Source organism: Caballeronia sp. (assembly GCF_028292365.1).
Lineage (GTDB): Bacteria > Pseudomonadota > Gammaproteobacteria > Burkholderiales > Burkholderiaceae > Caballeronia.
Genome location: NZ_JAQGMM010000599.1, coordinates 1 through 25,710, shown reverse-complemented (window position 1 = coordinate 25,710; position 25,710 = coordinate 1). Strand labels below are relative to the sequence as shown.

The following is a 25,710-nucleotide window of genomic DNA, read 5'->3' as shown; positions in this document are numbered from 1 at the left end:
CAACTGTATGCGCCGTGTCGTTCGATTTAGGAGACGAGTGCGTAAATGCGTTTCAAGGTCGGAGACGGCCCGCGACATGGACGCTGTCGTTGCGTTACGGTGTCGAGCGGCGGCAGTAAAACTGCCGGCTTCTACAACCCGGCTGAAAATTCGCATGGTTTGTAAAATATCCATTTCACTTCCAGATATGTTGGCTGTTTTTGCTAAGAGCTTCACGACAAGTAGTGAGACGCTATTGAGAGAGTTTTACTCGTCGATTGCTACGAATGTCTCGCGTTAGACGACGCGGACGTTTCTGCTCCTCGAGGAAAGCATGAGTGGCTGGATCCGATCTGACGGTATTGCCGCCTGCATCACTTGATATTGGAGACTGTGCCAGCGGATGTCTTTGGCATGTCCCCAAACTTCGCGGTGCACTTCGCGCGATCAATCGCTATCGTGCTAAATGCAGGCATTTGTGGTCTTTGGCGGCCACGCTAGCGGAGGCATCGGGCACGACTTGTCTCTATAGACTTAGGTAGCGTCAGTGACCATGTCGGAAACATGAAACATTCGAATGCCAACTACGTCGCGCAAGGCAACTCCGTGACATTCACTCCGCACCCCGTCCTGAAGGGTATCCCGGTCGAGCAGTTGGGTCCGGACAGTGAGCAGGCCGCCAGTGCGCTATGGCTGTCGTCCACGGAGCTCAGCGCACGACGCGATTCCTGTGGATGGAATGCACGGCTGCTATGACGCGTTGCTCAACGCCTTCCATACGACCTTCGTTGCGGTGCGAAATGCCACCGGGTCGGGACCATTTCGTCCCGACCGCCTTAGAAAAACGATCAGGCCTTGCCAGTGAGAATAGATGAGTGCGCCACGTAAACGGCACTCATCAGGCGCAAGCGCGGGATTTATTTCTGCCACCAGCTTGCTGAAAATCGCTTGGAATTCACCGCTGACCTTGACCATCAGATCACGTATGGACGCTTGATGCTCGGCGAGACACCAGACCTCGAGTGCGAACGGGCTGACTACGTTGTCGGGGCTCGTCAAGGCCGCAAACGTCTCATCAAGCAACGTCTCGAGCCGCGCCTCCGGGGACTGGCGGGCATCATCGGCAAGCAGTTGAAAGCGTCCAATGTACCGCTTCCCCATTTCCTCGATCGTTGACTGCAGCAGTGACTCCCTACTGCCGAAGTAGTGCTGCAAGGTGCTCAGTCGAACCCCTGCATCCGCTGCGACTCGCCGCTGTGTAAACCCGGCATTGCCTTCCGACGCAAACACATGGATCGCGACCTCGAGGATTTCGGGTACTCGGGTCGTCCTGTTGCCACGCTGCCTCGGCGTTTCCTTCGCGCCCTTTCCGCCGATCTCTTCAGACGTAATGCTCATGGTTTCCATCTGTGCCGTCCCTGGTTTGTGGCTGAACGCTTTGATCAGACAGAGCGCGCTTTGCAGTGCGCAAATTCGATTCAAAATTGGTCGATAAACCTATTATATAGGTCAAAGAATAGCTCTTTGCTAAATCGGAATCCGTCGAACAGCAGCTATGTCACGTAAACCATGCACCGGGAGTGTATACCCCTATCATTTGTTGACTTGATAATTGGTCAAGCGACCACTAATATTTGGTCATTGGACCTAGAAAATTGTTTGTTCAACGTCTGATCCTGTTTGGCGCAAACCGCGACGAACGGCACGGGTCTCGACGCACACGGAGTTTTGCGATGATCAGCAACGCAACTACCTTGCATGGCCTCGTTGACAAATGGCTAGGGCCAACCGAAGCAGTTCCAGCCCGGGTCGTGCGACTGAGCCGCAAGGGCGCGAGCCTGACGCGATGCGTTTGCGTCGAAGTGCGCCGGCCTTCGGGTCTGCTCTCGGTTTTATTCTTTCGCCACAGGGATGGGTCGTGGTGCGTGTTTCCCCCTGCGCAGAACCGGCCTTCGATGGGTGTGGACCAGTTTGCGGCGTGAGCTGGAAAACGACTAGCCATGAAAACCATCGAGGCCACGCGCTCACGGGGCGCAAGTCGTCTCGCTGGAACGGGAGGTAACTGATTGGCAATCCGAAATAAGGCTTCGGATATATGTTTCCGCCGATCAGGTTTTCAAGTCAGGATTCGTTGGAGTGCGTTCTATGGCGTCGCATGCCGAGGTAGCGTTGCACCAGTTCCTCATCGCCTGTGAACCCGGCGCAACTGCCCATGTGGCACGCCGCGGAGCTGAAAACCAGGACGTCGAACCAGTCACGCTCGATCACTCGGACTGCGTGCTGGATTGCGGCTCTGATACGAATGTTGAGTGACTGACTCTGATTGCCGGTGTTCATGTTTTCCTCAGTTCGCTCAAGCGCCAGGGACGCATCGTTTGACGAACTTTGCACCGCAGTGGCTGTTCTAGCTGCCCGGATTTACCCGTCCTTGACAGTCGAATTCGAACGGAGCAGTATTGTGTCAAAGGTTCATCCAATGAAACAATATACATTCATGAATTCCTTGGTTTGAACCGGGCCAGCAGCGCCAGGAAGACACGTCGAAAACAGGAGAGGTGACGATGAGCAGCGCACTTGAGGGCCTGAAGGTCCTCGACTTTACCCAGATGATGAACGGTCCTTTCGGCACCATGCTGCTTGCCGATTTCGGGGCGGATGTGATCAAAGTGGAGCCCCCGGCGGGAGACACCATGCGCCTGACGGGAGAAACGTTTCTCGGCGACGACGCCGTGTATTTCCTCACGTTGAACCGGAACAAGCGCAGCGTGGTGCTTGATCTCGCGACAGAGGAAGGTCAGCGCATGGCGCAGGAGATGGCGAAGCAGGTGGATATCGTTGTCGAGAATTTCCGGCCCGGCGTGGCCGAAAAGCTCGGCATCAGCTACGAGACACTTTCGGCGCTGAATCCGCGGCTTATCTACTGCTCGACGTCCGCGTTTGGCCGCACGGGTCCTGACAGCATCCGGCCGGGCATGGACCCGGTCGTACAGGCAATGTCCGGCATCATGCAACTGACTGGCGATGACCGGACGGGGCCGTTGAAGACCGGCATGCCGTACGCGGATCTCATCACGCCCTTGCTCTCGACAATCGGTGTGCTCGCCGCGATCCAGGCGCGCAACACGACAGGCCGCGGCCAGCGTATCGACCTGTCGATGCTTGACGCGACCATCTTCAGCATGATTCCCCGCGATGCCTACTACTTCGCGACGGGCGAGACACCGGGCCGTATCGGTAATGCACATTGGCAGATCGTTCCGTACAACACGTACCGCACCTCCGATGACCGTCACGTGATGGTCATCGCGCACACCGACAAGTTCTGGCGTGTGCTGGCATCGGCGGTCGATGCACACGAACTGCTTGCAGACGAGCGTCTCAAGACAAAGGACGGGCGCCTGGCGCACCGCGATATCGTCGATACGGGTCTTTCCCAGGCGTTCGCTAAACAGCCGCTCGCCCACTGGAACGAGAAGCTGCTGGAAGCGCAGGCCATGTTCTCGCCAGTCCTGAACTTTCAGGAAGTGTTCGAGGACCCGCGCGTACAAAAGGACCTCGTCGTGGAACTCGATCACCCGAACGCTGGCAAGTTCAAGGTCGTCACGAATCCGATTCGCCTGTCAGACACGCCGACATCAATTTCCCGGCCGCCGCCCACCCTCGGACAACACACCGACGAAGTCTTGCGTGAGTTCGGTCTCCTCGTGTCGCAAGCATCGCAAGATGCTGCAGCCGTCGGAACCGAATGATGCCCGCCATGAACTCCGTTGCCTACACGCGGGCCGATAGCGGATTGCCTGAGCTTGGCGTTCACGAACCGCCCTTGAAAGGCGTGCGAGTACTCGATTTGTCCCGGGTTCTCGCCGCACCGTTCTGCGCGATGATGCTCGCAGACCTGGGGGCAGACGTGACCAAGGTCGAGCACCCGAAGGGCGGTGATCAGACACGCCACTGGGGCACGGCGATACAGGGTGGCGAGCGCACCTATTATCTGGCCATCAATCGCACCAAGCAGTCGATTGCCATCGACTTCTCGAAGCCCGAAGGCGCCGAGCTCATCAAGGCGCTGGCCCGCGACAGCGACATCCTGGTCGAGAACTACCTGCTTGGCACGCTCGAACGTTACGGGCTTGGCCCGGAGGCGCTGCGGGCGGAAAACCCGAAGCTGATTTACTGCTCCGTCAGCGGCTATGGCCGCACTGGCCCGAGCGCCCAGCGGCCGGGCTACGACTCCGTGATCCAGGCGGAAAGCGGCCTGATGTCGATCACGGGCGAGCCCGACGGGGAGGCATCGAAGGCCGGCGTGCCGATCTGCGATATCACGGCGGGCATGTATGCGACCCAGGCGATCCTCGCCGCGTTCGTGCGCATGTTGCGCAATGGCCGCGGGGAGACGATCGACATCGCGCTCTTTGACTGCACGCTCGCTAATCATGTCTCGGTAGCCGCGAACGCGTTATTGCTCAACAAGGAGCCGGGGCGCTTCGGCAACAGTCACGCCGACATCATCCCGCAGGGCCTTTACCACACGTCCGATGGCCCGATCATGTTTCACGTCGGCAGCGATGTGCAGTTTGCACGCTTCTGCTCCGATGTCCTTGATATGCCAGGGCTCGCCTCGGACCCGCGCTTCGTCGACAACGACGCACGCCGTGCGAACCGCGACGCGCTCGACGAATTGATGTCCGCACGTCTTCGGACCCGTTCGCGTCACGAGTGGATACCGCTCTTCAGGGGCGCGGGCGTGCCTGCGGGCCTCGTCCAGAACGTGCTTGAGGCACTGAATTCGGCGGAGTCGAAAGCGCGCGGCATGGTGAGCGAAATTGACCACCCGACCGCGGGCCGTATCAGCCTCGTGAGCTCGCCGCTGAAGATGCAGGAAAGCTCGCTGGCGCCGCCGCTCGCGCCGCCGCTGCTCGGCGAGCACACGGACCGGATTTTGTCCGGGCGGCTCAACCTGGATGCTGCCGCCATTGCCCGCTTGCGGGCCCAAAACATCGTAGCTTGAAAGGAGACCTTTGATGGACGACCTTAACGCCGCTGCACCGGCCTTTCCAATGCGCCGTTGTCCGTTTGCCCCGCCGCCTGAATACGCCGAGATCCGCGAGAACGAAGGGCTTTCCCGGGTCACCATGCCCGATGGTTCGCTGGCGTGGATCGCGACTCGCTACGACGACGTGCGCGCGATTCTCGGCGACAGCCGCTTTTCCACAGTGCCGTCGACGCCGGGTTATCCGTTCATAGCGCCCGCTCGCGCGGCGTTGCTCAAGAACGAGTTTCCGCCGACGATCATCCGGATGGACTCGCCCGAACACACCAAGTACCGGCGGATGCTCTCGAAAGAGTTCATGGTCCATCACATCGAAGCGATGCGGCCTGAATTGCAGCAGACGGTCGACACCTTGCTGGACGAGTTCATCGCCAAGGGGTCACCCGCGGACCTCTTCGAGGATTTCGCGCTGACGGTGCCCACCACGGTCATCTCGCGGATGCTGGGCGTGCCTTATGAGGATCGCGACTTCTTCCAGGAGCGCAGCAAGGCGAAGCTCGACCTGACGGCTGACCCGGAGGTGCCGATCCGGGCCGGCGCGGAAATGCGCGAATACCTGGATCGCCTGATCACCGAGAAGATGGTGCATCCGGGCAACCGAAGCGATCTCATCAGCCGCCTTGTGATGAGCCAGGTCGTACCGGGACACATGACACGCGAAGAAGCGCTCGCCACCATCGAGCTGCTGCTGATGGGTGGCCACGAAACGACCGCCAACATGATCGCGCTCGGCACGCTGTCGCTGCTGACGAATCCCGATCAGAAAGACGCGCTCGTCGCCGATCCGTCACTCGTGCGCAATACGGTCGAGGAGATGCTGCGCTTTCACACGATCGTGCATTACAACGGACCGCGCGTCGCCCTGGAAGATGTCGAAGTGGCCGGCACGCTTATTAAAAAAGGCGAGGGCGTGCTCGCGCTGATCACGGCGGCGAATCGGGACCCGAAGGCGTTTGCCGAACCTGACAAATTCGACATTCGCCGCCCGGCGCTGCACCACGTGGCGTTCAGCTACGGCGTGCACCAGTGCCTCGGGCAGCCGCTCGCGCGCGCGGAGTTACAGATTGTCTTCTCGACGCTCTTTCAGCGCTTGCCGACACTGCGCCTCGCGGTCCCCGTCGAAGAAATAAAGTTCCGCTACGACGCATTCGTCTACGGCGTGGATACATTGCCGGTCGAGTGGTGACCGAGCGGTGACAGGACAAGCCCGCGCACCCCGTGCGAGCGTGAAGAAAGCATCAGGAGACAGACATGAGAATCAAGGTTGACGCGACGAAGTGCATTGGTGCCGGCTTGTGCGTGGTGGCCGCGCCGGAAGTCTTCAGCCAGAACGAAGATGACGGCCTTGTCATCGTTCTTCAGGAATATCCGCCGCAACACCTGCATGAGGCCTGCCGTGAAGCCGCGCGGCTTTGTCCGGCGCTCGTGATTTCATTCGACGAGTGACATTCGGGAATCCGGCGCGCTTCACCTGCGCCGGCGGCGTAACACGTTTGCAAAGGTCGTGACATGAAGGACGCGGGAATCTTGATTATCGGAGCAGGGCAGGCCGGCTATCAACTGGCTGTGTCGCTGCGCGATGCCGGCTACGAGAAGCGCGTGATGCTGATCGGTGACGAACCAGATCTTCCGTATCAGCGCCCGCCGCTGTCGAAGGCGTTTCAGAGCGGCGACTGCGAGGCCGAGCAGCTTACGTTCCAGACGGAAGCCTTCTATGCGAGCCGCAATATTGAACTGATGCTCGGCGTGCGGATACTGCACGTCGACCGGGAACGCCGTCAGGTGACGACGGGCGACGGCCGGTGCATTGAATACGACCATCTTGTCCTGGCGACGGGCGCGCGCAACCGCCTTCTGCCGGGTTGGGGCCGCACGACCACTGGTTTGCTGACCTTGCGTACGTTGCACGACGCACGCGGACTGCGTGAGGCGCTCAACCGCTCGAAGCAGGCCGTGATCGTCGGAGCGGGATTTCTCGGGCTCGAGTTCGCCGCGGTGGCGGCCAAGCGCGGGGTAGTGGTGCGGGTGATCGAGGCAAGTTCGAACCTGATGAGCCGCGCGGTCAGTTCGGCCGTTGCCGACGCTTTTCGCGAACACCACGAGTCGCTCGGAACCACCTTCAGTTTCGATCGTGGCGTGACGAACATTTGCACGGAGGCGGGTCGCGTCGTGGGCGCACAGACGACCGACGGCATGCTGCATGAAGCCGACCTGCTCGTGGTGAGCATCGGCGTGATTCCGAATGTGGAACTCGCGAAAGAAGCGGGCCTCGAGATCGCGAACGGCATCGTCGTCGATATGAACCTGGCGACAAGCGATCCGTCGATTTCCGCGCTCGGTGATTGCGCGGCGTTCCCGTCACGCTTTGCGAACGGCCACTGCCGGATCGAATCGGTTCAGAACGCGGTTGACCAGGCGCGTTATCTCGCACAACGGCTGACCGGGCACACGCATGGTTTCGAAGCCGTCCCGTGGTTCTGGAGCGATCAAGGCGGCGTGAAGCTGCAGATCGCCGGAGTCGCAATGGGCCGCGCCGACGAGGTGGTCCTGCGCGGCGACCGGGCCGGCCTGAAATTTTCAGCTTATGGCTTTTTGAAGGGACAACTCGTCGCGGTCGAGTCGGTCAATCGCCCCGCGGATCACATGGCCGCACGGCGCCTGCTTGCCGCCGATGCGCCCGTCACCCCGGCACAGGCTGCCGACCCGCAGTTCGATCTGCGAACGCTGCTCCAGCCCGTTGCCTGAACAATCCAGGAGGTTTAAACGATGTCGACAATCTACGAAGGCCTAGGCGAGCGAAGCGCGAGCTTCATCCGTGGCACGCATCAACTGCTGATCGGTGGCCGCTGGGTCGATGCGCAGTCGGGCAAAACCTTTGACGTCTTCGATCCGGGCACGGGCGAGGTCGTGGCACGTGTTCCTGAAGGGGACGTGGAGGACATCGATCTGGCCGTGCACGCGGCGCGACGCGCCTTCGAGACCGGCGACTGGGCGAAGATGAAACCCGCGGACCGCACGCGCGTGATGTTGCGACTCGCTGACCTGATCGAAGATCACGGCGAGGAACTGGCCGAGATCGAAGCGGTCGATAACGGCAAGCCACTGGCGGTCGCGCGGCGCGGCATTGCGGGAACGGCGGAGATGCTGCGCTACATGGCCGGCTGGGCGACCAAGATGAATGGCGAGTCGGTGAACGTCTCAGTGCCGGGCGAATGGCACGCGTACACCACGCGCGAGCCGGTCGGCGTCGTGGGGCAGATCATTCCGTGGAATTTCCCCCTGTCGATGGCAATCTGGAAGATCGCGCCCGCACTGGCGACCGGCTGCACCGTCGTGCTCAAGCCCGCTGAACAAACGCCGTTGAATGCACTGCGGCTCGGGCGGATCATCCAGGAAGCGGGCATCCCGGATGGCGTCGTGAATATCGTCACCGGCTTTGGCGCCACGGCGGGCGCTGCACTCGCCGCGCACCCCGATGTCGACAAGATCGCCTTCACGGGTTCGACGCAAACGGGCAAGCGCATCGTCCAGGCCGCGCTTGGCAACCTCAAGAAAGTGTCACTCGAACTCGGTGGGAAGTCACCGGTGTTCGTCTTTCCCGATGCCAACCTCGACCTCGCGACCACAGGTGCGGCGAACGCGATCTTCTTCAATAGCGGTCAGGTCTGCTCGGCCGGATCGCGGCTCTTCGTTCACAAGAAGGTGTTCGATCGCGTGGTCGAGGGCGTGATCGAGCACGGCGACAAGTTGAAAGTTGGCCATGGTCTCGCGCCCGATAGCCAGGTAGGTCCGCTGATTTCAAGTCAGCAGATGCAGCGCGTCAACGCCTATATCCGCCAAGGCGAGGAGGAGGGCGCCCAACGCATGGGTAGCAAGACTGCGCCGGATAACGGCGGATATTTCGTCCGTCCGACGGTCTTCGTCGACACGTCGACCAGCATGTCGATCTATCGCGAAGAAATATTCGGACCCGTGGTCTGCGCCATGCCCTTTGACGACGAGGATCTCGAGGCCATCGCCGCGGAGGCGAACAACAGCGAATTCGGCTTGTTCGCCGGCATCTGGACGCAGAACCTGAGCCTCGCGCACAAGCTCGCGCGGCGCATCAAGGCGGGCTCGGTCTCCGTGAATGCCCACATGGTCAATGAACCGGCGTTGCCGTTCGGCGGATACAAGCAGTCGGGATGGGGCCGTGAACGTGGGCGCGAGGTGCTGGACCTGTACACGTCGGTGAAAAGCATTGCGATCAATCTCGACTGAATGCGAAGACGGACTACAAGACCAATATGACGACATTCTTCGACTACATCATTGTCGGCGGCGGCTCGGCCGGCTCGGTGCTCGCCAACCGTTTGTCGGCGAATCCCGCCACGCAGGTGCTGCTCTGCGAAGCGGGCGCAGACTTGCCGAACGACAAGCTGCCGGCGGCGATTCTGGACAGCTACCCGGGCACTGCCTATCTGAACCCGGGCTACTTGTGGCCGGACCTGCGTGTGACGACGGTTGCGCCAACCGATGCAACCACGGCGCCGCGCAAATTGCGCAAGTACGAGCAAGCCCGCATCCTGGGCGGAGGCTCATCGATCAACGGACAATTCTTTAACCGCGGCGCGCCCAGTGACTACGACGACTGGGAAGCACGCGGCGTCAAGGGCTGGAGCTGGGAGAGCGTGCTGCCGTACTTCAGGAAGATCGAGCGAGACATCGATTTCGACGGTCCCCTGCACGGCAAGTCAGGGCGCATTCCGGTGCGCCGCATTTTTCCCGATGCATGGCCGAAGCACGCCACGGCCATTGCCGCCGCGTTGAAGGAGTCAGGTTACAGCTACTTGCCGGACCAGAACGGCGAGTTCAGGGATGGCTATTTTCCCATTGCAATCTCGAACCTGGACGAACGCCGCGTGTCGGCCTCGATGGGCTATCTCGATGCGCAAACCCGCGAGCGCCCGAACCTGACAATCTGGACCGATACCGAGGTCGCCGGCCTGCTGTTCGAAGGCACACGATGTTGCGGCATCCGTATCGAAGCGCCGGACCGGCCCGCCACCGTGCGGGCAGGCGAGGTCATCCTGTCGGCGGGCGCGCTGCAGTCGCCGGCCATTCTCATGCGCTCGGGCATAGGTCCCGCTGCGCATTTGCGCGAGCACGGGATTCCGGTTGTCGCGGAGTCGCCCGGGGTCGGGCAGCATCTGATGGAGCATCCGTCGATCGCGCTGGCATCGTTCATACGCAAGCCCGCCCGTGTGAATGGATCAACCCGCAGGCACATCCTGCTCGGCTGGCGCTATTCCTCCGGCATGGGAGGCGCACCGGGCGGTGACATGTTCGTGTCGGTCGTCACGAAGACATCGTGGCATGCGGTCGGCGAGCGCATTGGCACGATGCTGATGTATGTGAACAAGCCGTTCTCCCATGTTGGCGAGGTCAAGCTTGCCTCCGCTGACTGGCGCGTGGCGCCCTCGATCGATTTCAACTTTCTCTCGGACGAGCGCGATCTCGACCGGCTTGCCGACGGCTTTCGCCGGATGGCGGCGGTGCAGGCGCTCGCGGCCGTCAAGGACGTGACGGCCGATCCGTTTCCGGCGAGCTACAGCGAGAAGGTTCGGCAGGTGGCGCTCCTGAGCCGGCGCAACAAGGTGATCACCGACGTGCTGGCTGCCTTGCTCGATGGTCCGCCACCGCTGCGACGCCTGCTGATGACGCGGGTGATAGCCGGTGGCGCGACGCTCGCAGACCTCCTCGCCGACGACGCGGCACTGCGCGAGTTCGTGCGCGGCGCATGCGTGGGCGTATGGCATCCGTCGTGTACCTGCCGGATGGGCGCGGACGACGACCCGCTTGCCGTGACCGACCATCAGGCACGCGTGCGAGGCGTGCAGGCTTTGCGCGTCGTCGACGCATCGATCTTTCCGCATATTCCGAGCGGCAACATCAATTTCCCGACGATGATGGCCGCGGAGAAAGTCGCTGACGTGATGGTCAAGCAGGTCGCGGCCGCAGCGGCGCATATGGCCTGATTGCACCGCTGTGTTTCCGGCGCTTACGTTGCGGCCTCGCCGGGAATCAAGCCGGGGATCAATACGGCGCGTCCGCGGATTTTGCCGGCCTGCAAGGCGTCGAACGCGCTAATCGCGTCGTCAAGGGCAAAACGCGTGACGAGGGGCCGGATGTCGCCGCGCTGTGCGAGGGCGATCACGGCGGCGAGGTCGCCATAGGTTCCGCCATAGGGGCACATGAGGGACACCCCGCGCGGCAATGCGTTGCCTGCCGAGCGCGCAACGAACGGATAGGTACCGCCTGAGAGCCCCACGACGCGAATCGCGCCGTATCGGCCGACGAGTGAGGCGGCAAGCTGCAGCGTCGCATCGGTACCGACGAAATCCAGCACGACATCGGCACCGAAGCCTTCAGTCATCCCGATGATCTGTTCGGCCAGATCCGGCTGGTCCGAGCGCAGCGTGTCATCGGCCCAAGGTCGCGCCGCATCGATCGCCTCTTGCGAGATGTCCATCGCCACGATTCGAGTTGCTGTTGTCGCACGAAGAATCTGCGCCGCAAGATTGCCGAGCCCGCCCAGCCCGATGATCACGGTGGTCGAGCCCGGATGCAAGAGATCGTGGCAAGTGCGGATCGCGTGATAAGGCGTGAGTGCCGCGTCGGTCAACGTGGCGGCGATTGCAGGATCAAGATCTCCGATTGCAACGAGCGCACTAGCCGGCGCGCTGACGTATTCGGCCATGCCGCCATTTTTCGTCACGCCGGGAGTGGGCGGCGGGTTCAGCCTGCCGCCGGTGCGCCGGCAGGCGTTCTGCCGGCCGGCGAGACATGCGCTGCATGCGCCGCATGACCAGCACGGATGAACTACCACGCGCTCTCCACGGCGCCATTGCGTCACGCCTGCTCCGATGTCTTCCACCACGCCCGCGATTTCATGTCCGAGTGTCGTGCCGTCGGGCGTGCGCGAGTCGGATGCGCTGCGGATGTGCAGGTCGGTCTGGCACAGGCCCGCTGCCAGCACGCGTAGCACGACCTCGCCGGCCGCCGCAGCGGGAACCGGAAGCAGGGTCAGCGCTACATGCCCAGGTTCCCGCAACTGCACGCCATGCATGGTATGAGCGCATTGCATCTTCATATTTGTCTCCTGAAGTGAGCGACGCCTGAGGCATCAAAGGCCGGCGTCCGTCATAGAAACCACTGTACAGACGAAACCGGCACGGCCTATCCAAGGTTAAACCCCGAGCCGAGCTTTCTTGACATTGGGAATCAAGCGACCATATGATAAACGCAAAGGTTCATCCAATGACAAATAAACCAAGCCGGGTAATCGGCTGAGTGAGTACTGGAGAAGACATCCATGAACACGTCGAGATGCGCGGCCCGTTTTAAATCGAGTTCAGCACTGAAGTCCGGTTGGATGAAGGTGGCGGGACTGATGACAGTGGCGAGTGTCGCCGCCGTCGTCGCACTTCCGGCGCGAGCCGCCGATCCGATCCTGATTTGTTCAATCGATGACCGTAGCGGTGCGGCAGCGGATACAGGCACTCAGGGTTACCAGGGCGTGATGATGGCGGTTGACGAAGCCAATGCCGCGGGTGGAATCGGTGGTCACCAGGTAAAGGTGATCGCCTATGACGGCAAGACCGATCCGCAATTGACAGCGACCTTTGCGTCACGCTGCGCCGAGGACGACAAGGGGCTCGTGATCATCGGAGGGAATCCTTCAGCGCCCGCAGCGGCGATGATTCCTGTCGCGACGGAGAATAAGATCCCCTACTACATGCTGTCGGCTGGCACGGACGCGCTAACTGATCCGCCCGCGACGTATAACTTCCGCTTCGGTCCGGCGAATCGCCAGGACGCGGCGGCCATTACTGACCTGCTTGTGCAGCAGGGATTCAAGCGGCCGGCGATTATCAACAACTCGCTGCCCTTCGGTACCGACGGCGCACGCGCGACGACCGCCGCGCTCAAGAAAAAGAATATCGCGGTAGTGGCGCAGCAAACCTACGATGTGAACGCGACTGACCTGTCGCCGCAGCTCACAACCCTGCGCGACGCCAAGCCCGACGTGCTCCTCGTATTCCCATACGCAGCCGATGGCGCGCGCGTGCTGCGCACTGCGCACCAACTCGACATCAAGGCGCCGATCATCGTGTCGCGCAGCGCGCTGCTCGATACGCTGCGCAAGCTCGCAGGGACGGCCAGCGACGGTGTGCTGATTCCGAATACCGTCGACCCGTCGCGCCCCGACGTGCAGAAGTTCTTCACGGCCCTCAATGCGCGGTTCGGGCCGCATCAGCCGACGCTTTATCCGGTCATCGGCTATGACGCGGCCAAAGCGGCACTGCAAGTCATCGCGACGCCAGCGGTGCTCAAAGCGATCGACGCCGGCAACATTGAAGAAGCGCGCAAGGCGTTTCGCGACGGCACGGAAAAGCTTACGCAGTTCAAGGGGCTTCAAGGAGAGCAAAACGCGAGTTACCACTTTGGGCCGCAACAGCATCACGGCTCGCCTGATCAAAACTGGTACGTCTTCATTCTTGTCGCGGACAACGGGACTCGGCTCGTCAAGCCCGACCTGAGCAAGTTCAAGCCGCTTTAACTGCTGACGTGACCCCGCGAGGGTCGCAACGCGCTTCGCCTTGCCCTCTAATACTGGCATACGCAAATGGATAAAATCAGTGTCTTACTGCTCGCTGGCCTGACCAACGGGAGCGTCTACGGACTGATCGGACTGTCGCTATCGCTGATCTACGGCACGAATCGGGTGATCAATTTCGCGCAGGGAGATTTCGTGATGGTCGGCGCGATGTCTGCGATCCTCTTCATGGTCACCTACAGCTTGCCCACGCCCGTCGCGCTCCTGGCTGTGATTGCCGTAGTGCTTGTCTGCGCGCTTGCGCTCGAGTTCGCGGTGTATCGCCCGCTCGTGCGGCGCGGTGCGCCGCCGCTCACGATCATGATCGGCACGCTGGCGGCCGCGATCATTGCAAGTGGGATTGCGTTGCTGATCTGGGGCGCCAACCAGCTTTACGTGCCCAACATCCTGTCTCTCGATCCCATCACCCTTGGACCGCTGACGACCAATCTTCAGCAGCTTTCGATCATCAGCGCGTTCGTTATCTTTCTTCTTGTCACGTGGTTCTTGCTATATCGCACGAGCTTCGGCCTGTGTGTGCGTGCAACCGGAGCGAACCCGCGAGTTGCGCAGTTGATGGGCATCCGCTCGTCGCGCATTGTCCGCTTCGGTTTCATGTTCAGCGCATTCGTGAGCGGCATCTCGGGCGTGCTGATCGGGCCGCTCCTTGGCGGTCAGGTGTCAATGGGGGTGGCGCTGACGGTCAAGGGCTTCATGGCCGCGATACTCGGTGGTCTCGGCAGCCCGTTCGCGGCAGCGGCCGGCGGCCTCGTGATCGGTTTGCTGGAGACGTTCGTCGCCGGTTACGGCAGCAGCCTGTATGCCGAACCCATCATCTTTCTCCTCATTCTTCTGGTCCTGCTGATCCGTCCTTTCGGACTCCTGGGCGACTTCGAGGCGGTCCGGCGATGATTAATCCATCTACCCGATCCCCTGCGTGGCAAGCACGGCTGCCGTTCGTCGCGTTCCTGGCGGTTGCGCTTGCGGCGCCGGCGCTGCTCACGAGCGGCTTCCAGTTACGGCTGGTCTCGCTGATCTGCATCTACGCAATCCTGAGCATGGGTTTCAATCTCCTCTACGGCTACGCGGGACAGATCGCCATGGGTCACCAGGGCTTCTTCGCCATCGCGGCGTATGCGTACGCGCTGTTGCAGCTCAAGGCAGGCCTGCCGGTGCTGGCGGCGCTGCCAGTCAGCCTGGTGATCTGCGCGCTGGTCGCGGTGATAATCGGCGTGCCCTTGCTCAGGCTGCGTACGCATTACCTCGCCATGGCGACGCTCTGTTTCGGGCTCGTCATATCGGGGGTGGCCAATCGCTGGATCGACGTGACGGGCGGCACGGGAGGCCTGCTGATTCCGTCGATCACGATCGGCGATAAGACTGTGGACCGCATGACGCTGTACTACCTGATCGTGGCCGCGACCGCGCTTGTGCTGGCCTTGCAGAACTTCATCGTCTCGAGCCATCTTGGCCGCTCGCTGCAGGCGATTCGCGACGACGACAGGGCTGCTGCCGCACTCGGTGTCAACGTGGCCGTGCAGAAGCTGCGCGTGTTCGTGCTGAGCGCGGTTATCGCCGGATTGGCGGGTATCGGTTTCGCCGTGGTCAGCCGGCAGGTCAGCCCGAGCATGGGCGAATTTCCCGTGCTGGTATCGATGCTCACCATTGCGGTCGTCGGCGGCCTTGGCACGCGCTACGGGCCGATCCTGGGTTCGATTGTCGTCGTGATCGCGCCGCAGTTCCTGACTCGCTTTGGGGAAATGGAGACGCTCATGTACGGCCTGTGCCTGCTCCTGTTCCTGATCTTCATGCCACACGGTTTGTCGGGGATGATCACGTCGCTTGGCCGAACCCTCAGCGGCAGGTTGGCGCGGCGGGCGCCGCCGCGCCTTGCGCCCAAGCACGCCGTCAAGAAAGGAGTGGGACGATGAGGACTCACACTGCATCGCGAACGCCCATTGAAGCGCCGCAGCTCATGTCAATCCGCGGCGGCATAAAGCGTTTTGGCGGTCTGGTGGCTGTCGACAACGTGTCCTTCGATGTGCGGCAGGGGGAAGCGGTCGGGCTGATCGGGCCGAACGGCGCGGGCAAGTCAACGACCTTCAACCTGATCACGGGCGTCGATGGCCTGAGTGCCGGCGAGATCTTCTTCAAGCAGGAAAACATCACGAAAACGCCGCTGCATCGTCGAAGTGCGATGGGCATGGCCCGTACGTTCCAGATCGTGCGGCTGTTCAGCGGACTCACTGTGCTCGAGAATGTGATGCTCGGATTTCATCCGCAACTGGTCGACGGTTTCATCCCGTCGCTACTGCGCTTTCGCAAGGTCGCGGCCGACGAGCGTCGCTGTGCGCAGCGCGCGATGGAACTGCTGCAGTTCGTCGGCCTCGCGCCGCGTGCGGACGACCTGATCGCGCATCTGCCGCACGGGCAGCAACGTCTTGTCGAAATCGCGCGTGCGCTTGCGAGCGAGCCTGGCATCCTGCTGCTCGACGAACCGGCCGCGGGTCTCAACGACGAAGAAACGGCGGGTCTCGGGCGCATGCTGCGCATGCTCAACGACGACGGACTGACCATCCTGATCGTCGAGCACGATATCGGATTCATCATGGGGCTATGCCATCGCATCGTCGTGCTCGATCACGGCGCGAAGATCGCCGAAGGAAACGCCGCGTCGGTTCAGAGTGACCCGAAGGTGATCGAGGCGTATCTGGGAACCGGGGGCGCACATGCTAAAAATTGAGGGACTGCGTGCCGGCTACAAGGGCACCGAGGCGTTGCACGGCATCTCGCTTGAAATACGCCAGGGCACGATCGTCGCAGCGGTCGGCGCGAACGGCGCCGGCAAGTCCACGCTCATCAATACGTTGTCGCGGCTCGTCGATGTGAACGCCGGGGCCATCACCTTTGACGGGCAGGACATCGTCAGGCTGTCGGCGCCGGAAGTGGTGGAACTCGGCATCGTTCAAGTGCCCGAGGGCCGTCAGCTTTTTTCTGCATTGACGGTCACGGAGAACCTGCGGCTCGGTTTCCACCGGTTGCGGCGACACCGCGCTTCGGCGCTTTTTCGCGAGCGCCTCGACTATGTGTACGACCTTTTCCCGAAACTCAAGGAGCGCGCCGATCAACGCGCTGTCACGCTGAGCGGCGGAGAGCAGTCGATGGTGGCAATAGGGCGCGCGCTCATGGCTGATCCGAAGCTGTTGCTGCTGGACGAACCGTCGCTCGGCCTCGCGCCAATCGTGGTCGAGCGCATGTTCAACGTGCTGCAGGTATTGCGGCGAAGCGGGCTGACCATTCTTCTCGTCGAACAACATGCCGACGAAGCGCTGGCGCTTTCAGATTACGGATACGTGCTGTCGGTCGGCAACATTGCGGCGGAGGGAACCGGCGAATCGCTGCGCAATCACGAATCGATCCAGCAAGCCTATCTCGGCTAACACCCATAGGGAGAACGCATGATGCCGAACGTGTCGTTGAGCGCGGACTTCGCAATCGTCGGGGGCGGGCTTGCAGGGCTTGTCGCCGCCAATCGCGCGACGGAACTTGGATGTTCAGTCATCCTTCTGGAAACCGGCCGCGAACCCCTTTATCCTGCTAATTCGCGTTACGCGGGCGGGGTTTTTCATATCGCCTTTCGCGATATCGCGGCTGCGACGGAGGTCTTGCAACAAGCGATCGTCGAAGCGAGTGAGGGCTTGCGCGACGAAGCACTCGCGCACGCAATGGCGAAGGACGGCGTGCGCGTCGTCGACTGGCTGGCAGGGCACGGCGCAGAGTTCGGGCGCGGCGGCGAGTATCCATTCATGGGCCACATGCTCATGCCGTTCAGCTTGCGGGAGACCGGTTTTCAGAATCACTGGCGAGGCAAGGGTGGTGATCTGCTGCTGCAGCGGCTGGAAGCCAACTTTGCGGCATCCGGCGGACGCTTCATTCGAGACGCGCGGGCACGCGAGCTGCAAATGACCGGTGGACGATGTTCGGGCGTGCGCGCACAAACCGGGCAGGGCGAAGAGCTGTTGATCGAAGCGCGCGCCGTGCTGTTAGCTGACGGCGGTTTTCAGGGTAACGCCGCCATGGTCCGCGAATACATTTCGCCGCGGCCGGAGCATCTGTGCAAGCGAGGTGCGGGAACAGGCATGGGAGACGGCATCCGCATGGCGCAGGCCGCCGGCGCCGCGGTGACGGGCATGGACAAGTTCTACGGACATGTGCAATGCGCGGGCGCACTGCATGATGAATCGCTATGGCCTTATCCGGTGCTCGACATTGTCGCTTCGTCGGCAATCGTCGTGGACGGTGCAGGAAGACGTTTCACCGACGAGGGCCTGGGCGGCGTCGCGATTGCGAATGCGGTCGCGGCGCTCGATGAACCGCTGTCGTCGTTCGTCATTCTCGATGAAGCCATCTGGTCGGGACCCGGCGGCGCATTCCTGCTGCCGCCGAATCCCGCGCTGGAGCGACTGGGTGTAACAATTCACCGGGCCAACGACATCGAAGCGCTCGCGGCCGGACTCGGCATGCAAGCGCAACCATTAAAGCGAACGTTGCAGGAATATAACGAGGCGCTCGCGGGCGGTCACCTCGACACGCTTTCCCCGCGACGCACGGTCAAGCCCGCGACGCTTGCCACCGGGCCGTGGCCAATCAACGGTCCTGGCTATCTCGCCGTTGCGCTGTGCGCAGGAATGACCTACACGATGGGCGGGGTGGTGATTAATGCAAACGGGCAGGCGCTCGACGAAGCGCATCGCCCGATACCGGGCCTATACGCGGCTGGAGCGACGACAGGTGGAATCGAGGGGGGCGCAAACGCAGGGTATGTGGGCGGCCTTGCCAAGGCGGCCGTGTTCGGTTTGCGTTCGGCAGAAGCCGTGGCTCGCGAACTTGAAGTGTCCGCTTAGTTTCTTCGTTCGGCAGAAGCCAAGCCAAGCGCTTTTCCCCAGGCCTGCGTCTGTCGACCAACTCAGCTTGCGCGTCTGACCTGCTTGATCTCCGTCTGCTGCGAAAGATAGTGCCGTTGAAGTGCCTTCAGATGCGTTTCCATCTCGGTGGCGGCCTTTTCTTCGTCGCGAGCCGCAAGGTACTTGAGCAGGCGCCGGCGCGATGGCATGACCGCGCTGTCCGGCAGCGGAGACACCACTTCCAGTAACTGTTCGTGAATCTCCACCAGCGCATCGGTCAAGATGACCAGCACCGGGTTGCGTGCTGTGCGCGCCAGCAACCGATGGAAATCGAGATTGATCCGCACGCGCTCGTGAACATCGCCTTCGGCCACCGCGAGCTCGCTTCGACGGAAATTTTCGCGCAGGGCTTCGAAGTCCGCCTCGGTCCCGCGCTGGCAGGCGAGGCGCGTTGCCGCCACGCTCACGATGAGCCGCGCCTCAGTGAGGTCCGCGGGACGGATTGCGCCAAGCCGGAAAAGGTCGGCGAACCCGGCGATCACGGCGTCGCCCTGGCCTTCGCGCACAAACGCGCCGCCGGTGGCGCCCTTGCGAAACTCCAGCACGCCAGCCATTTCGAGGGAACGCAAGGCCTCTCTGACCGTGTTGCGACTCAGGCTGAACTGTTCGGCCAACTCGCGCTCGGGCGGCAAACGATCGCCGGGCTGCAGCGCACCGCTTGCCAACTGGCCCCGGATCTGGTCCGCGACTGCTTCGAATGCACGACGCGTCTGCACAGGCGCGTAGGCGTGCACAGGACGCGCGCGCGGTGGCGCGGCGTCTTCGGGGGCAGCTTCAATCTTGGCCTTGGGCGCGCGGCTGCTGGAGTTTGAGGTTTTCAATGATTAATCCATTCATGTGTTGTCGCTTGATGCTACCTCCGCTCGTCCGATTCATCAAGTAAGCATTACGCGACCGGTCATACATAGCCAGCAACCCGCTCCGGTCAGGTTAGACATCCAGGTTCCGTTTGCTTGAAACCTCGCGCTTTCGAGACTTGACATCGCTATGGATTTTGTAGAGTATGTTTCAAAGGTTCATCCAATGGACCAAAAATTAATTGACCGATTTTGTTTGACGCTGTTGGCTTGCTGTCGCCGGATGCGCCCGGCACAGCGGCCCGCGCCATTGATTGATTCGGGCTGCACAACCCCAAGACCCAAGGACCACGCAATGAGTGACGATCTGAGAGACCTGGTTAAGTACGAAGCGAAGGAAGGCCGCGCCTACATCACGTTTTGCCGCGACGAAAAGCGCAACGCGCTGACCTACGAAATGTTCGACCGCCTGATGGAGCACATGGAAACCGCCGAACGCGACGACGACGTGCGCGTGGTCATCTTCCGTGGCGAGGGGCGGGACTTTTCCACGGGGCACGATCTCGCGCAGGTCGGCGGGGCGGAATATGGTTTTTCGAAAGAACCCGGAGCGCGCCGGCCAAGCCAGCGCATCCGCTTGAGTTTCGACAAGCACCACGTAGAGCAGTTTCGCCAGATCCTGTATTGCACCAAGCCCACGCTTTCGCTGGTGCACGGGTATTGCGTCGGGGCGGGGCTGTACATCGTGGAAGCGAGCGATCTCGCGATCGCAGCCGTTGACGCAAAGATTGGTCACCCCGAACAAAAGATGGGCCTCGCGGGCGCTTCGTACATGACGAGCATCAACATCCTCACGATGGGTCCAAAGAAAGCTCGCGAACTGCTGCTGCTCGGCGAAACGATGAACGGGACCGAGGCGGCACGCCTTGGGCTCGTGAACAAGGCCGTGCCTGCGAGCGAACTCGCGGCGGCCGGCGAGGACTGGGCCGAGCGGATCGTTCGCCTCCCGCGTGACGCGATCGCGATCGGCAAGGCGGCCACGCATCTCGCGCTCGACTCGCTCGGCATGACCTCGCAGTTCGTCCACGGTTACGTCATGCACGCGCTCGGCACGAACATCCGTTACGAGCCTGATGAAAACAACTTCATGAAAGAGCGCAAGAAAAAAGGGGTGACCGGTGCGGCGCATTCGCGCGAAACGCGCTACGACGGCGAGACGAAAACGGGTGACTAATTCGCGCTCACCGGGGCCGCGAGCAATCTCCCGGGTAAAACGGATCTAGAGAAAGGAACAGGAAATAACATGCTGACTGAACTTACCGGCTCATCGGCCGTGGTGCTGGGTGGCACAAAGGGAATCGGGCGGGCGGCGGTCAAGAAGCTCGCGCAAAGCGGTGCGAGCGTGGTGATCCAGGGACGCGACGAGGCTGCGGCGCAAGTGCTGATTGAAGAATGCAGCGCGTTTGCGGGCAAGCGCATTTTCGTGAACAGCGACCTGCTGACTTACGATGGCATCGAGCGTGCGGTGGAGGAAGCCGTCACGCGATTTGGCAAGGTGGATATCGTGGTGGCGAGCGGTGGTCCGCGCGATCCGAAGCCCAAGTTGTTCGTTGACATGGCGCCTGACGAAGGCATCGCATGCCTGACCAGCCGCCTGATGCCACGGCTGAACGCCGTCCATGCGGCAACGAAATTCATGCGTGATCAAAAGTACGGAAAGATTGTGCTGATCACGACCGACGCTGCACGCACGCCCACGCCGAGTGAGTCGATGATCGGCGCGGCTGGTGCATCCATCATGTTCCTCACGCGCGCGCTCGGCGTGGAACTCGCGCATCTCGGCATTCGCATCAACTCGGTAGCGACCACGCTCACCACGGGCACGCCGGCTCATGATCGTTTTCTTGCGGCGAGGGATGCCGGGTCGCAGGAAGTCATCGTCAAGGCGTTCACGAAGGCCGAGCAACGCGTGAAGTTCAAACTGAACACCGCGGAGGATCTCGCCGAATACATCCTGTACCTGTCGAGCAAGGAGTCAGATCAGGTTTCGGGATCGACCCTCAGCATCAATGGCGGTCTTTCCTTCCCGGGATATTGATTGTGTTGATTGGCCGGGCAAAACAGCATCGACTGACGGAGTGATTATGCGTCTCAATGAAGAGCAGGTTTCAATTCAGGACTCGGTTCGCCGGATGGTCCAAAAGGACATCGTGCCGCTCGTGGCCGGCATGGAAGAGAGCGACCGTTTTCCGTCGGAACTGGTCCCGATCTTCGGTGACATGGGCCTCCTGCAGTTGTGGCTCCCGGAGGAGTATGGTGGACCGGGCGGCAACCTGAAGACCGTGTGTATCGTCAAGGAGGAGATCGCCAAGGTGTCGCTCGCGGCGGCAACCTTGTGCGGGAACAATTCGATCTCGTTCGTTCTGCCAATCCTGCATTACGGGACCGAGGAACAGAAGCAACGGTGGCTGCCGCTCGCCGCCGAAGGGCGTCTTGTGACGGCGATTGCGGTGACCGAGCCGCAGGCGGGTTCCGACGTATCGTCCATCCGCACGCGAGCAGTGAAGGACGGCGCTTCGTATGTCATCAATGGTCAGAAGAACTGGATCACGTGGGGTGGGTACGCGCATTACGTGCTGCTCTTCGCACGCACGTCGGAGGCGAGCGGATCGGACGGCATCAGCGCGTTTCTCGTTGATACGAAGACCCCCGGTTTTCGCCTCGGCCGCCAGGAACACAAGATGGGGCGCAACGGGGCGCCCAACCACGAACTCTTCTTCGACGACATGCGTGTCGACGCGGACTGCCTGCTCGGCGAGGAAGGACAGGGCTTCAAGGCCTGCATGAAAGTGCTGGATCTAAATCGTCCGACCATCGCGGCTACCTCACTAGGACTTGCCCAGGGTGCGCTTGACGTTTCTGTTGCGTATGCGAAGGAGCGCAAGCAGTTCGGGCGCGCCATTGCAGAGTTCCAGGGCATGCAGTTCAAACTCGCCGACATGGCGATCAAGATCGAGGCCGCGCGCAACCTGCTCTACAACTGCGCTGATGAAATCGACTCGGGCGATCACTCGCGGCTGAACATGATCTCGTCAATCACCAAGTGCTTCGTGACCGATATCGCCATGGAGGTCACGACCGAGGCGGTGCAGGTGCTGGGCAGCTACGGCTACTCGAAGGAGTTCCCGGTCGAGCGAATGATGCGAGATGCGAAGCTCAATCAGATCATTGAAGGGACCAACGAGATTCACCGCTTGATCGTCGCGCGCAGATTGCTGGAGAACTGATCCATGATGAAACCTCAGCGCGCGATTCCAAGCGTTTATATGCGCGGCGGCACGAGCCGGGCACTCTTTTTCCACGAGCACGAACTGCCTCCCGGCGCCGATAACCGCGACCCGATCTTCTGCGCCGCGCTCGGCAGTCCGGACCCCTACGAGCGTCAGCTCGACGGCATGGGTGGCGGCATCACGTCGCTCTCGAAGGTAGCGGTGATCGGGCCGTCTACGCATCCGGACGCGCAGGTCGACTATACGTTCGTGCAGGTCGATCCGCGCCGTGGCTCGGTTGGCTATCGCGGCAATTGCGGGAACATCTCCGCGGCAGTCGGTCCGTTCGCGCTGGAGGAAGGTCTCGTCGATTCGAACGGCGAAGAGACGAGCGTCGTGATTCACAACACCAACACGAAGAAGCTGATTCGCGCGCGCTTCAAGACCATCGACGGCTTCGCAGCTGTCAGGGGTGATTTCCGTCTGGACGGCGTGGCGGGCAGCGGTTCGCCAATCGAACTCGCCTTTCTCGATCCGGGTGGCGCGGCGACCGGCAAGCTATTGCCGACTGGCCGCACGCGCGAGTACCTGACACTCGCCTCGCTGGGCGAAGTGGAAGTGTCGCTAGTCGACGCCTGCAACCCGGTGGTGATGGTAGAGGCTCAGGCGCTCGGCCTGACAGGCGTCGAGACGCCCGCTGAGCTTGCAGCGAACAGCCGCGCGCTCGTTCTCTTCGAGGAGCTGCGCGTGCAGGCTGCGCTCGCCATGGGTCTGGTCACCGATCCCGCCGATGCGAGAACGAAGCTCACCAACCTGCCGCTCGTCGCGGTGCTGTCAAGGCCGGCAATGGTCCGTGAAGGGACGCAGCCTCATGTCGTAGTGCGAATGATTTCGTCGGGCCAGCCGCACAAGGCATCGCCGCTCACGGGCGCAATGTGTCTCGCGATCGCCGCGCAGATTGACGATACCGTCGTGGCGCGGATTCGCTTGCCGCAGTCCGGCGGCGAGCAACGCTTCATCGTCGCGCATGCGTCGGGGCTGCTGCCAGTTGCCGCGCTGGTCGACAAGCTCGAGAGCGGCTACGACGCAAGGGAAGCGATCGTCTACAGGACGGCGCGCCGCCTGATGGATGGCCGCGTCTACATTCCGAATTGAAACGCCCAAGCGAACTGGAGAAACAACGATGAAAGTGGTGGTCGCCGTCAAGCGAGTGCTCGACTACAACGTCAAACCGCGCGTCAGAAGCGACGGCAGCGGGCTCGACCTGGCCAACGCTAAAATGTCGATGAATCCCTTCGATGAGATCGCAATGGAAGAAGCGGTTCGTCTGAAGGAGGCAGGCATAGCGACGGAAGTGATCGCGGTGTCATGCGGCACGACGCAATCACAGGAGACGCTGAGAACGGCGCTTGCGATGGGGGCGGACCGGGCGATTCTCGTCGAGACGAGTGCCGAGCTGCAGCCGCTCGCCGTGGCGAAGCTGCTGAAGGCGATTGTCGACAGGGAAGCGCCGGGGCTGATCCTGCTGGGCAAACAGGCCATTGACGACGACGCGAACCAGACCGGCCAGATGCTCGCCGCACTCGCGGGCTTGCCGCAGGCGACGTTTGCATCGAAGGTGTCCGTTGAAGGCGACCGGTTGATCGTCGCGCGCGAAGTGGATGGCGGAGAGGAGACACTGTCGCTGCCGATGCCGGCAGTCGTCACGAGCGACCTGCGCCTGAACGAGCCGCGCTATGTGAGTCTGCCCAACATCATGAAGGCAAAAAAGAAGCCAATGGAAACGATCACTCCCGACATGCTGGGCGTCGATGTCGCGCCGCGCCTTCAGACCCTGCATGTCGAGGAACCGGCGACGCGCAAGGCAGGTATCAAGGTGCCCGACGTTGCTGCGCTGCTCAGCGCGCTGCGCGACGAAGCAAAAGTCTTGTGAGGAGAACGGCATGGCCATTCTAGTTATAGCGGAACATGACAACCGTGCTTTGTCCGCAGTCACGCAGAACGTCATCGCGGCAGCAAGCCGGATCGACGCGACGCACATTCATGTGCTCGTCGCCGGCAGTGGTGCGCGGGCGGTAGCCGATGAAGTCTTGAAACTCGCCGGCGTGCATACGGTGCTGCTCGCTGATGCGCCGCACCTCGAAGCGCACATCGCCGAGCATGTTGAAGCTACGGTGCTGACCATCGCGAAATCGTATTCCCACGTTTTGCTTGCAGCGAGCAGCCAGGGCAAGAACCTGGCGCCGCGCATCGCCGCGAAGCTTGATGCCGCGCAGATCGGCGACATCGTTGAGGTAGTTGATGCCGATACGTTCAAGCGGCCGATCTATGCAGGCAACGCGATCGCGACGGTGAGATCGGTCGACCCGATCAAGGTACTCACGGTGAGACCGACCGCCTTCGATGCACTCGTTGCACAAGGGTCAAGCCCGTCTGCAAGCGCCCGGCTGGAGGAGATCGCCGCCGCGGCCGATGGCAACAGCGCGCAGCTTGTCAGCCGGACCCTGGCGTCGCGGGATCGCCCGGAATTGGGTCAGGCGGCGACGGTGGTATCCGGTGGCAGGGGACTCGGCAGCAGCCAGAACTTCAAGGACATGCTCGAGCCGCTCGCCGACAAGCTAGGTGCCGCGCTCGGCGCATCGCGCGCGGCCGTTGACGCCGGGTTTGCCCCGAATGATGCGCAAGTGGGCCAGACCGGCAAGATCGTTGCGCCCCAACTGTATGTGGCGGTCGGTATCTCGGGTGCGATCCAGCATCTCGCCGGCATGAAGGATTCGAAGGTGATTGTGGCGATCAACAAGGATGCCGAGGCGCCGATCTTTTCTGTCGCGGACTATGGACTGGTCGGCGACCTCTTCCAGATCGTGCCGGAAATGGTGGCGGGTGTCTGATGCGCTCGTGCAGCGCCACGCCATGCCCTTCGATCGTTGCCAACCTTATCGAGAGTTGCCATGAGTGAAACAGTGATGACTGACACAGCCCAACGCCAGGCGTTGGCTGAAGAACTGGATAG

25 protein-coding genes are annotated in these 25,710 nt (G+C 61.7%); 20 read left to right on the top strand and 5 right to left on the bottom strand.

The window, feature by feature from the left end; genetic code table 11:
* Positions 1-174, bottom strand: a 174-nt coding sequence (locus tag JWR14_RS35285) for a LysR family transcriptional regulator (RefSeq protein WP_299718760.1), incomplete at its 3' end; no start/stop codon positions are given.
* Between the two features lie 369 nt (positions 175-543).
* On the opposite strand from JWR14_RS35285, the gene JWR14_RS35280 reads away from it, so the two are divergent.
* Complete coding sequence (locus JWR14_RS35280; RefSeq protein WP_299718758.1) at positions 544-735, top strand: hypothetical protein; 192 nt, start codon at positions 544-546, stop codon at positions 733-735.
* On the opposite strand, the gene JWR14_RS35275 is transcribed toward JWR14_RS35280, so the two are convergent.
* Both JWR14_RS35275 and JWR14_RS35265 read right to left on the bottom strand, forming a co-directional pair.
* Complete coding sequence (locus JWR14_RS35275; protein WP_366144628.1) at positions 730-1,377, bottom strand: TetR/AcrR family transcriptional regulator; 648 nt, start codon at positions 1,375-1,377, stop codon at positions 730-732. The two genes, JWR14_RS35280 and JWR14_RS35275, sit on opposite strands and share 6 nt — an antisense overlap.
* Before the next feature lie 723 nt (positions 1,378-2,100).
* Positions 2,101-2,316: a hypothetical protein gene (locus tag JWR14_RS35265; RefSeq protein ID WP_299718752.1), complete on the bottom strand. Its 216-nt coding sequence runs from the start codon at positions 2,314-2,316 to the stop codon at positions 2,101-2,103.
* Between the two features lie 224 nt (positions 2,317-2,540).
* Here JWR14_RS35265 and JWR14_RS35260 point away from each other — a divergent pair, with 224 nt between their 5' ends.
* The 7 genes from JWR14_RS35260 to JWR14_RS35230 all read left to right on the top strand — a co-directional run bounded on the left by JWR14_RS35260 (position 2,541) and on the right by JWR14_RS35230 (position 11,046).
* Positions 2,541-3,728 carry a CoA transferase gene (locus JWR14_RS35260; RefSeq protein WP_299718750.1) on the top strand — a complete coding sequence of 396 codons (1,188 nt, stop codon included), beginning with the start codon at positions 2,541-2,543 and terminating at the stop codon, positions 3,726-3,728.
* Between the two features lie 8 nt (positions 3,729-3,736).
* On the top strand, positions 3,737-4,987 hold the full coding sequence (locus JWR14_RS35255; protein ID WP_299718748.1) for a CoA transferase: 1,251 nt from the start codon (positions 3,737-3,739) through the stop codon (positions 4,985-4,987).
* 13 nt (positions 4,988-5,000) lie between these two features.
* Entirely contained in the window at positions 5,001-6,215 is a 1,215-nt protein-coding gene (locus JWR14_RS35250; RefSeq protein WP_299718746.1) for a cytochrome P450, read from the top strand.
* 65 nt (positions 6,216-6,280) lie between these two features.
* Positions 6,281-6,475 (top strand): ferredoxin, encoded by a 195-nt coding sequence (locus JWR14_RS35245; protein ID WP_031364802.1) that lies wholly within the window; start codon positions 6,281-6,283, stop codon positions 6,473-6,475.
* A gap of 81 nt (positions 6,476-6,556) precedes the next feature.
* Positions 6,557-7,774, top strand: coding sequence for an FAD-dependent oxidoreductase (locus JWR14_RS35240; protein WP_299718743.1), 1,218 nt, complete (start codon positions 6,557-6,559; stop codon positions 7,772-7,774).
* 21 nt (positions 7,775-7,795) lie between these two features.
* The gene (locus tag JWR14_RS35235; RefSeq protein WP_299718741.1) at positions 7,796-9,289 is read left to right on the top strand and encodes an aldehyde dehydrogenase family protein; all 1,494 of its coding nucleotides are present in this window, start codon (positions 7,796-7,798) and stop codon (positions 9,287-9,289) included.
* Between the two features lie 26 nt (positions 9,290-9,315).
* Complete coding sequence (locus tag JWR14_RS35230; RefSeq protein ID WP_299718739.1) at positions 9,316-11,046, top strand: GMC family oxidoreductase N-terminal domain-containing protein; 1,731 nt, start codon at positions 9,316-9,318, stop codon at positions 11,044-11,046.
* A gap of 23 nt (positions 11,047-11,069) precedes the next feature.
* On the opposite strand, the gene JWR14_RS35225 is transcribed toward JWR14_RS35230, so the two are convergent.
* A complete protein-coding gene (locus JWR14_RS35225) occupies positions 11,070-12,161 on the bottom strand; it encodes an alcohol dehydrogenase catalytic domain-containing protein (RefSeq protein ID WP_299718737.1) in 1,092 nt (363 codons plus the stop codon).
* 222 nt (positions 12,162-12,383) lie between these two features.
* Between JWR14_RS35225 and JWR14_RS35220 the strand changes: the two genes are divergently transcribed.
* From JWR14_RS35220 to JWR14_RS35195, 6 genes are all read left to right on the top strand, one after another.
* Positions 12,384-13,631 carry an ABC transporter substrate-binding protein gene (locus JWR14_RS35220; RefSeq protein WP_299718734.1) on the top strand — a complete coding sequence of 416 codons (1,248 nt, stop codon included), beginning with the start codon at positions 12,384-12,386 and terminating at the stop codon, positions 13,629-13,631.
* A gap of 66 nt (positions 13,632-13,697) precedes the next feature.
* A complete protein-coding gene (locus JWR14_RS35215; protein WP_299718732.1) occupies positions 13,698-14,579 on the top strand; it encodes a branched-chain amino acid ABC transporter permease in 882 nt (293 codons plus the stop codon).
* A complete protein-coding gene (locus tag JWR14_RS35210; protein ID WP_299718730.1) occupies positions 14,576-15,598 on the top strand; it encodes a branched-chain amino acid ABC transporter permease in 1,023 nt (340 codons plus the stop codon). The genes JWR14_RS35215 and JWR14_RS35210 overlap by 4 nt, the downstream gene beginning before the upstream one ends.
* Positions 15,595-16,410 (top strand): ABC transporter ATP-binding protein, encoded by an 816-nt coding sequence (locus JWR14_RS35205; protein ID WP_299718728.1) that lies wholly within the window; start codon positions 15,595-15,597, stop codon positions 16,408-16,410. Before JWR14_RS35210 ends, JWR14_RS35205 begins: the two co-directional genes overlap by 4 nt.
* Positions 16,397-17,107, top strand: a complete 711-nt coding sequence (locus JWR14_RS35200) for an ABC transporter ATP-binding protein (RefSeq protein WP_299718726.1) — start codon at positions 16,397-16,399, stop codon at positions 17,105-17,107. The genes JWR14_RS35205 and JWR14_RS35200 overlap by 14 nt, the downstream gene beginning before the upstream one ends.
* A gap of 18 nt (positions 17,108-17,125) precedes the next feature.
* Positions 17,126-18,571, top strand: a complete 1,446-nt coding sequence (locus JWR14_RS35195; RefSeq protein ID WP_299718724.1) for an FAD-dependent oxidoreductase — start codon at positions 17,126-17,128, stop codon at positions 18,569-18,571.
* Positions 18,572-18,633: 62 nt separating this feature from the next.
* Here JWR14_RS35195 and JWR14_RS35190 read toward each other — a convergent pair whose 3' ends face one another.
* Positions 18,634-19,452: a GntR family transcriptional regulator gene (locus JWR14_RS35190; protein ID WP_299718722.1), complete on the bottom strand. Its 819-nt coding sequence runs from the start codon at positions 19,450-19,452 to the stop codon at positions 18,634-18,636.
* Positions 19,453-19,783: 331 nt separating this feature from the next.
* Between JWR14_RS35190 and JWR14_RS35185 the strand changes: the two genes are divergently transcribed.
* The 6 genes from JWR14_RS35185 to JWR14_RS35160 all read left to right on the top strand — a co-directional run bounded on the left by JWR14_RS35185 (position 19,784) and on the right by JWR14_RS35160 (position 25,588).
* The gene (locus tag JWR14_RS35185; RefSeq protein ID WP_299718720.1) at positions 19,784-20,662 is read left to right on the top strand and encodes an enoyl-CoA hydratase/isomerase family protein; all 879 of its coding nucleotides are present in this window, start codon (positions 19,784-19,786) and stop codon (positions 20,660-20,662) included.
* Positions 20,663-20,731: 69 nt separating this feature from the next.
* The gene (locus JWR14_RS35180) at positions 20,732-21,526 is read left to right on the top strand and encodes an SDR family oxidoreductase (protein ID WP_299718718.1); all 795 of its coding nucleotides are present in this window, start codon (positions 20,732-20,734) and stop codon (positions 21,524-21,526) included.
* Between the two features lie 46 nt (positions 21,527-21,572).
* A complete protein-coding gene (locus JWR14_RS35175) occupies positions 21,573-22,715 on the top strand; it encodes an acyl-CoA dehydrogenase family protein (RefSeq protein WP_299718716.1) in 1,143 nt (380 codons plus the stop codon).
* Between the two features lie 3 nt (positions 22,716-22,718).
* Positions 22,719-23,852: a PrpF domain-containing protein gene (locus tag JWR14_RS35170; protein ID WP_299718714.1), complete on the top strand. Its 1,134-nt coding sequence runs from the start codon at positions 22,719-22,721 to the stop codon at positions 23,850-23,852.
* Between the two features lie 28 nt (positions 23,853-23,880).
* Positions 23,881-24,630, top strand: coding sequence for an electron transfer flavoprotein subunit beta/FixA family protein (locus tag JWR14_RS35165; RefSeq protein WP_299718712.1), 750 nt, complete (start codon positions 23,881-23,883; stop codon positions 24,628-24,630).
* A 10-nt stretch (positions 24,631-24,640) separates the two neighbouring features.
* A complete protein-coding gene (locus JWR14_RS35160; RefSeq protein ID WP_299718710.1) occupies positions 24,641-25,588 on the top strand; it encodes an FAD-binding protein in 948 nt (315 codons plus the stop codon).
* Positions 25,589-25,710: the final 122 nt, after the last annotated feature.

Bases quoted from the DNA above. Each gene is read 5' to 3' on its own strand.
- JWR14_RS35280 (WP_299718758.1), top strand. From the start codon at position 544: ATGAAACATTCGAATGCCAACTACGTCGCGCAAGGCAACTCCGTGACA.
- JWR14_RS35275 (WP_366144628.1), bottom strand. From the start codon at position 1,377: ATGAGCATTACGTCTGAAGAGATCGGCGGAAAGGGCGCGAAGGAAACG.
- JWR14_RS35265 (WP_299718752.1), bottom strand. From the start codon at position 2,316: ATGAACACCGGCAATCAGAGTCAGTCACTCAACATTCGTATCAGAGCC.
- JWR14_RS35260 (WP_299718750.1), top strand. From the start codon at position 2,541: ATGAGCAGCGCACTTGAGGGCCTGAAGGTCCTCGACTTTACCCAGATG.
- JWR14_RS35255 (WP_299718748.1), top strand. From the start codon at position 3,737: ATGAACTCCGTTGCCTACACGCGGGCCGATAGCGGATTGCCTGAGCTT.
- JWR14_RS35250 (WP_299718746.1), top strand. From the start codon at position 5,001: ATGGACGACCTTAACGCCGCTGCACCGGCCTTTCCAATGCGCCGTTGT.
- JWR14_RS35245 (WP_031364802.1), top strand. From the start codon at position 6,281: ATGAGAATCAAGGTTGACGCGACGAAGTGCATTGGTGCCGGCTTGTGC.
- JWR14_RS35235 (WP_299718741.1), top strand. From the start codon at position 7,796: ATGTCGACAATCTACGAAGGCCTAGGCGAGCGAAGCGCGAGCTTCATC.
- JWR14_RS35230 (WP_299718739.1), top strand. From the start codon at position 9,316: ATGACGACATTCTTCGACTACATCATTGTCGGCGGCGGCTCGGCCGGC.
- JWR14_RS35225 (WP_299718737.1), bottom strand. From the start codon at position 12,161: ATGAAGATGCAATGCGCTCATACCATGCATGGCGTGCAGTTGCGGGAA.
- JWR14_RS35220 (WP_299718734.1), top strand. From the start codon at position 12,384: ATGAACACGTCGAGATGCGCGGCCCGTTTTAAATCGAGTTCAGCACTG.
- JWR14_RS35215 (WP_299718732.1), top strand. From the start codon at position 13,698: ATGGATAAAATCAGTGTCTTACTGCTCGCTGGCCTGACCAACGGGAGC.
- JWR14_RS35210 (WP_299718730.1), top strand. From the start codon at position 14,576: ATGATTAATCCATCTACCCGATCCCCTGCGTGGCAAGCACGGCTGCCG.
- JWR14_RS35205 (WP_299718728.1), top strand. From the start codon at position 15,595: ATGAGGACTCACACTGCATCGCGAACGCCCATTGAAGCGCCGCAGCTC.
- JWR14_RS35200 (WP_299718726.1), top strand. From the start codon at position 16,397: ATGCTAAAAATTGAGGGACTGCGTGCCGGCTACAAGGGCACCGAGGCG.
- JWR14_RS35195 (WP_299718724.1), top strand. From the start codon at position 17,126: ATGATGCCGAACGTGTCGTTGAGCGCGGACTTCGCAATCGTCGGGGGC.
- JWR14_RS35185 (WP_299718720.1), top strand. From the start codon at position 19,784: ATGAGTGACGATCTGAGAGACCTGGTTAAGTACGAAGCGAAGGAAGGC.
- JWR14_RS35180 (WP_299718718.1), top strand. From the start codon at position 20,732: ATGCTGACTGAACTTACCGGCTCATCGGCCGTGGTGCTGGGTGGCACA.
- JWR14_RS35175 (WP_299718716.1), top strand. From the start codon at position 21,573: ATGCGTCTCAATGAAGAGCAGGTTTCAATTCAGGACTCGGTTCGCCGG.
- JWR14_RS35170 (WP_299718714.1), top strand. From the start codon at position 22,719: ATGATGAAACCTCAGCGCGCGATTCCAAGCGTTTATATGCGCGGCGGC.
- JWR14_RS35165 (WP_299718712.1), top strand. From the start codon at position 23,881: ATGAAAGTGGTGGTCGCCGTCAAGCGAGTGCTCGACTACAACGTCAAA.
- JWR14_RS35160 (WP_299718710.1), top strand. From the start codon at position 24,641: ATGGCCATTCTAGTTATAGCGGAACATGACAACCGTGCTTTGTCCGCA.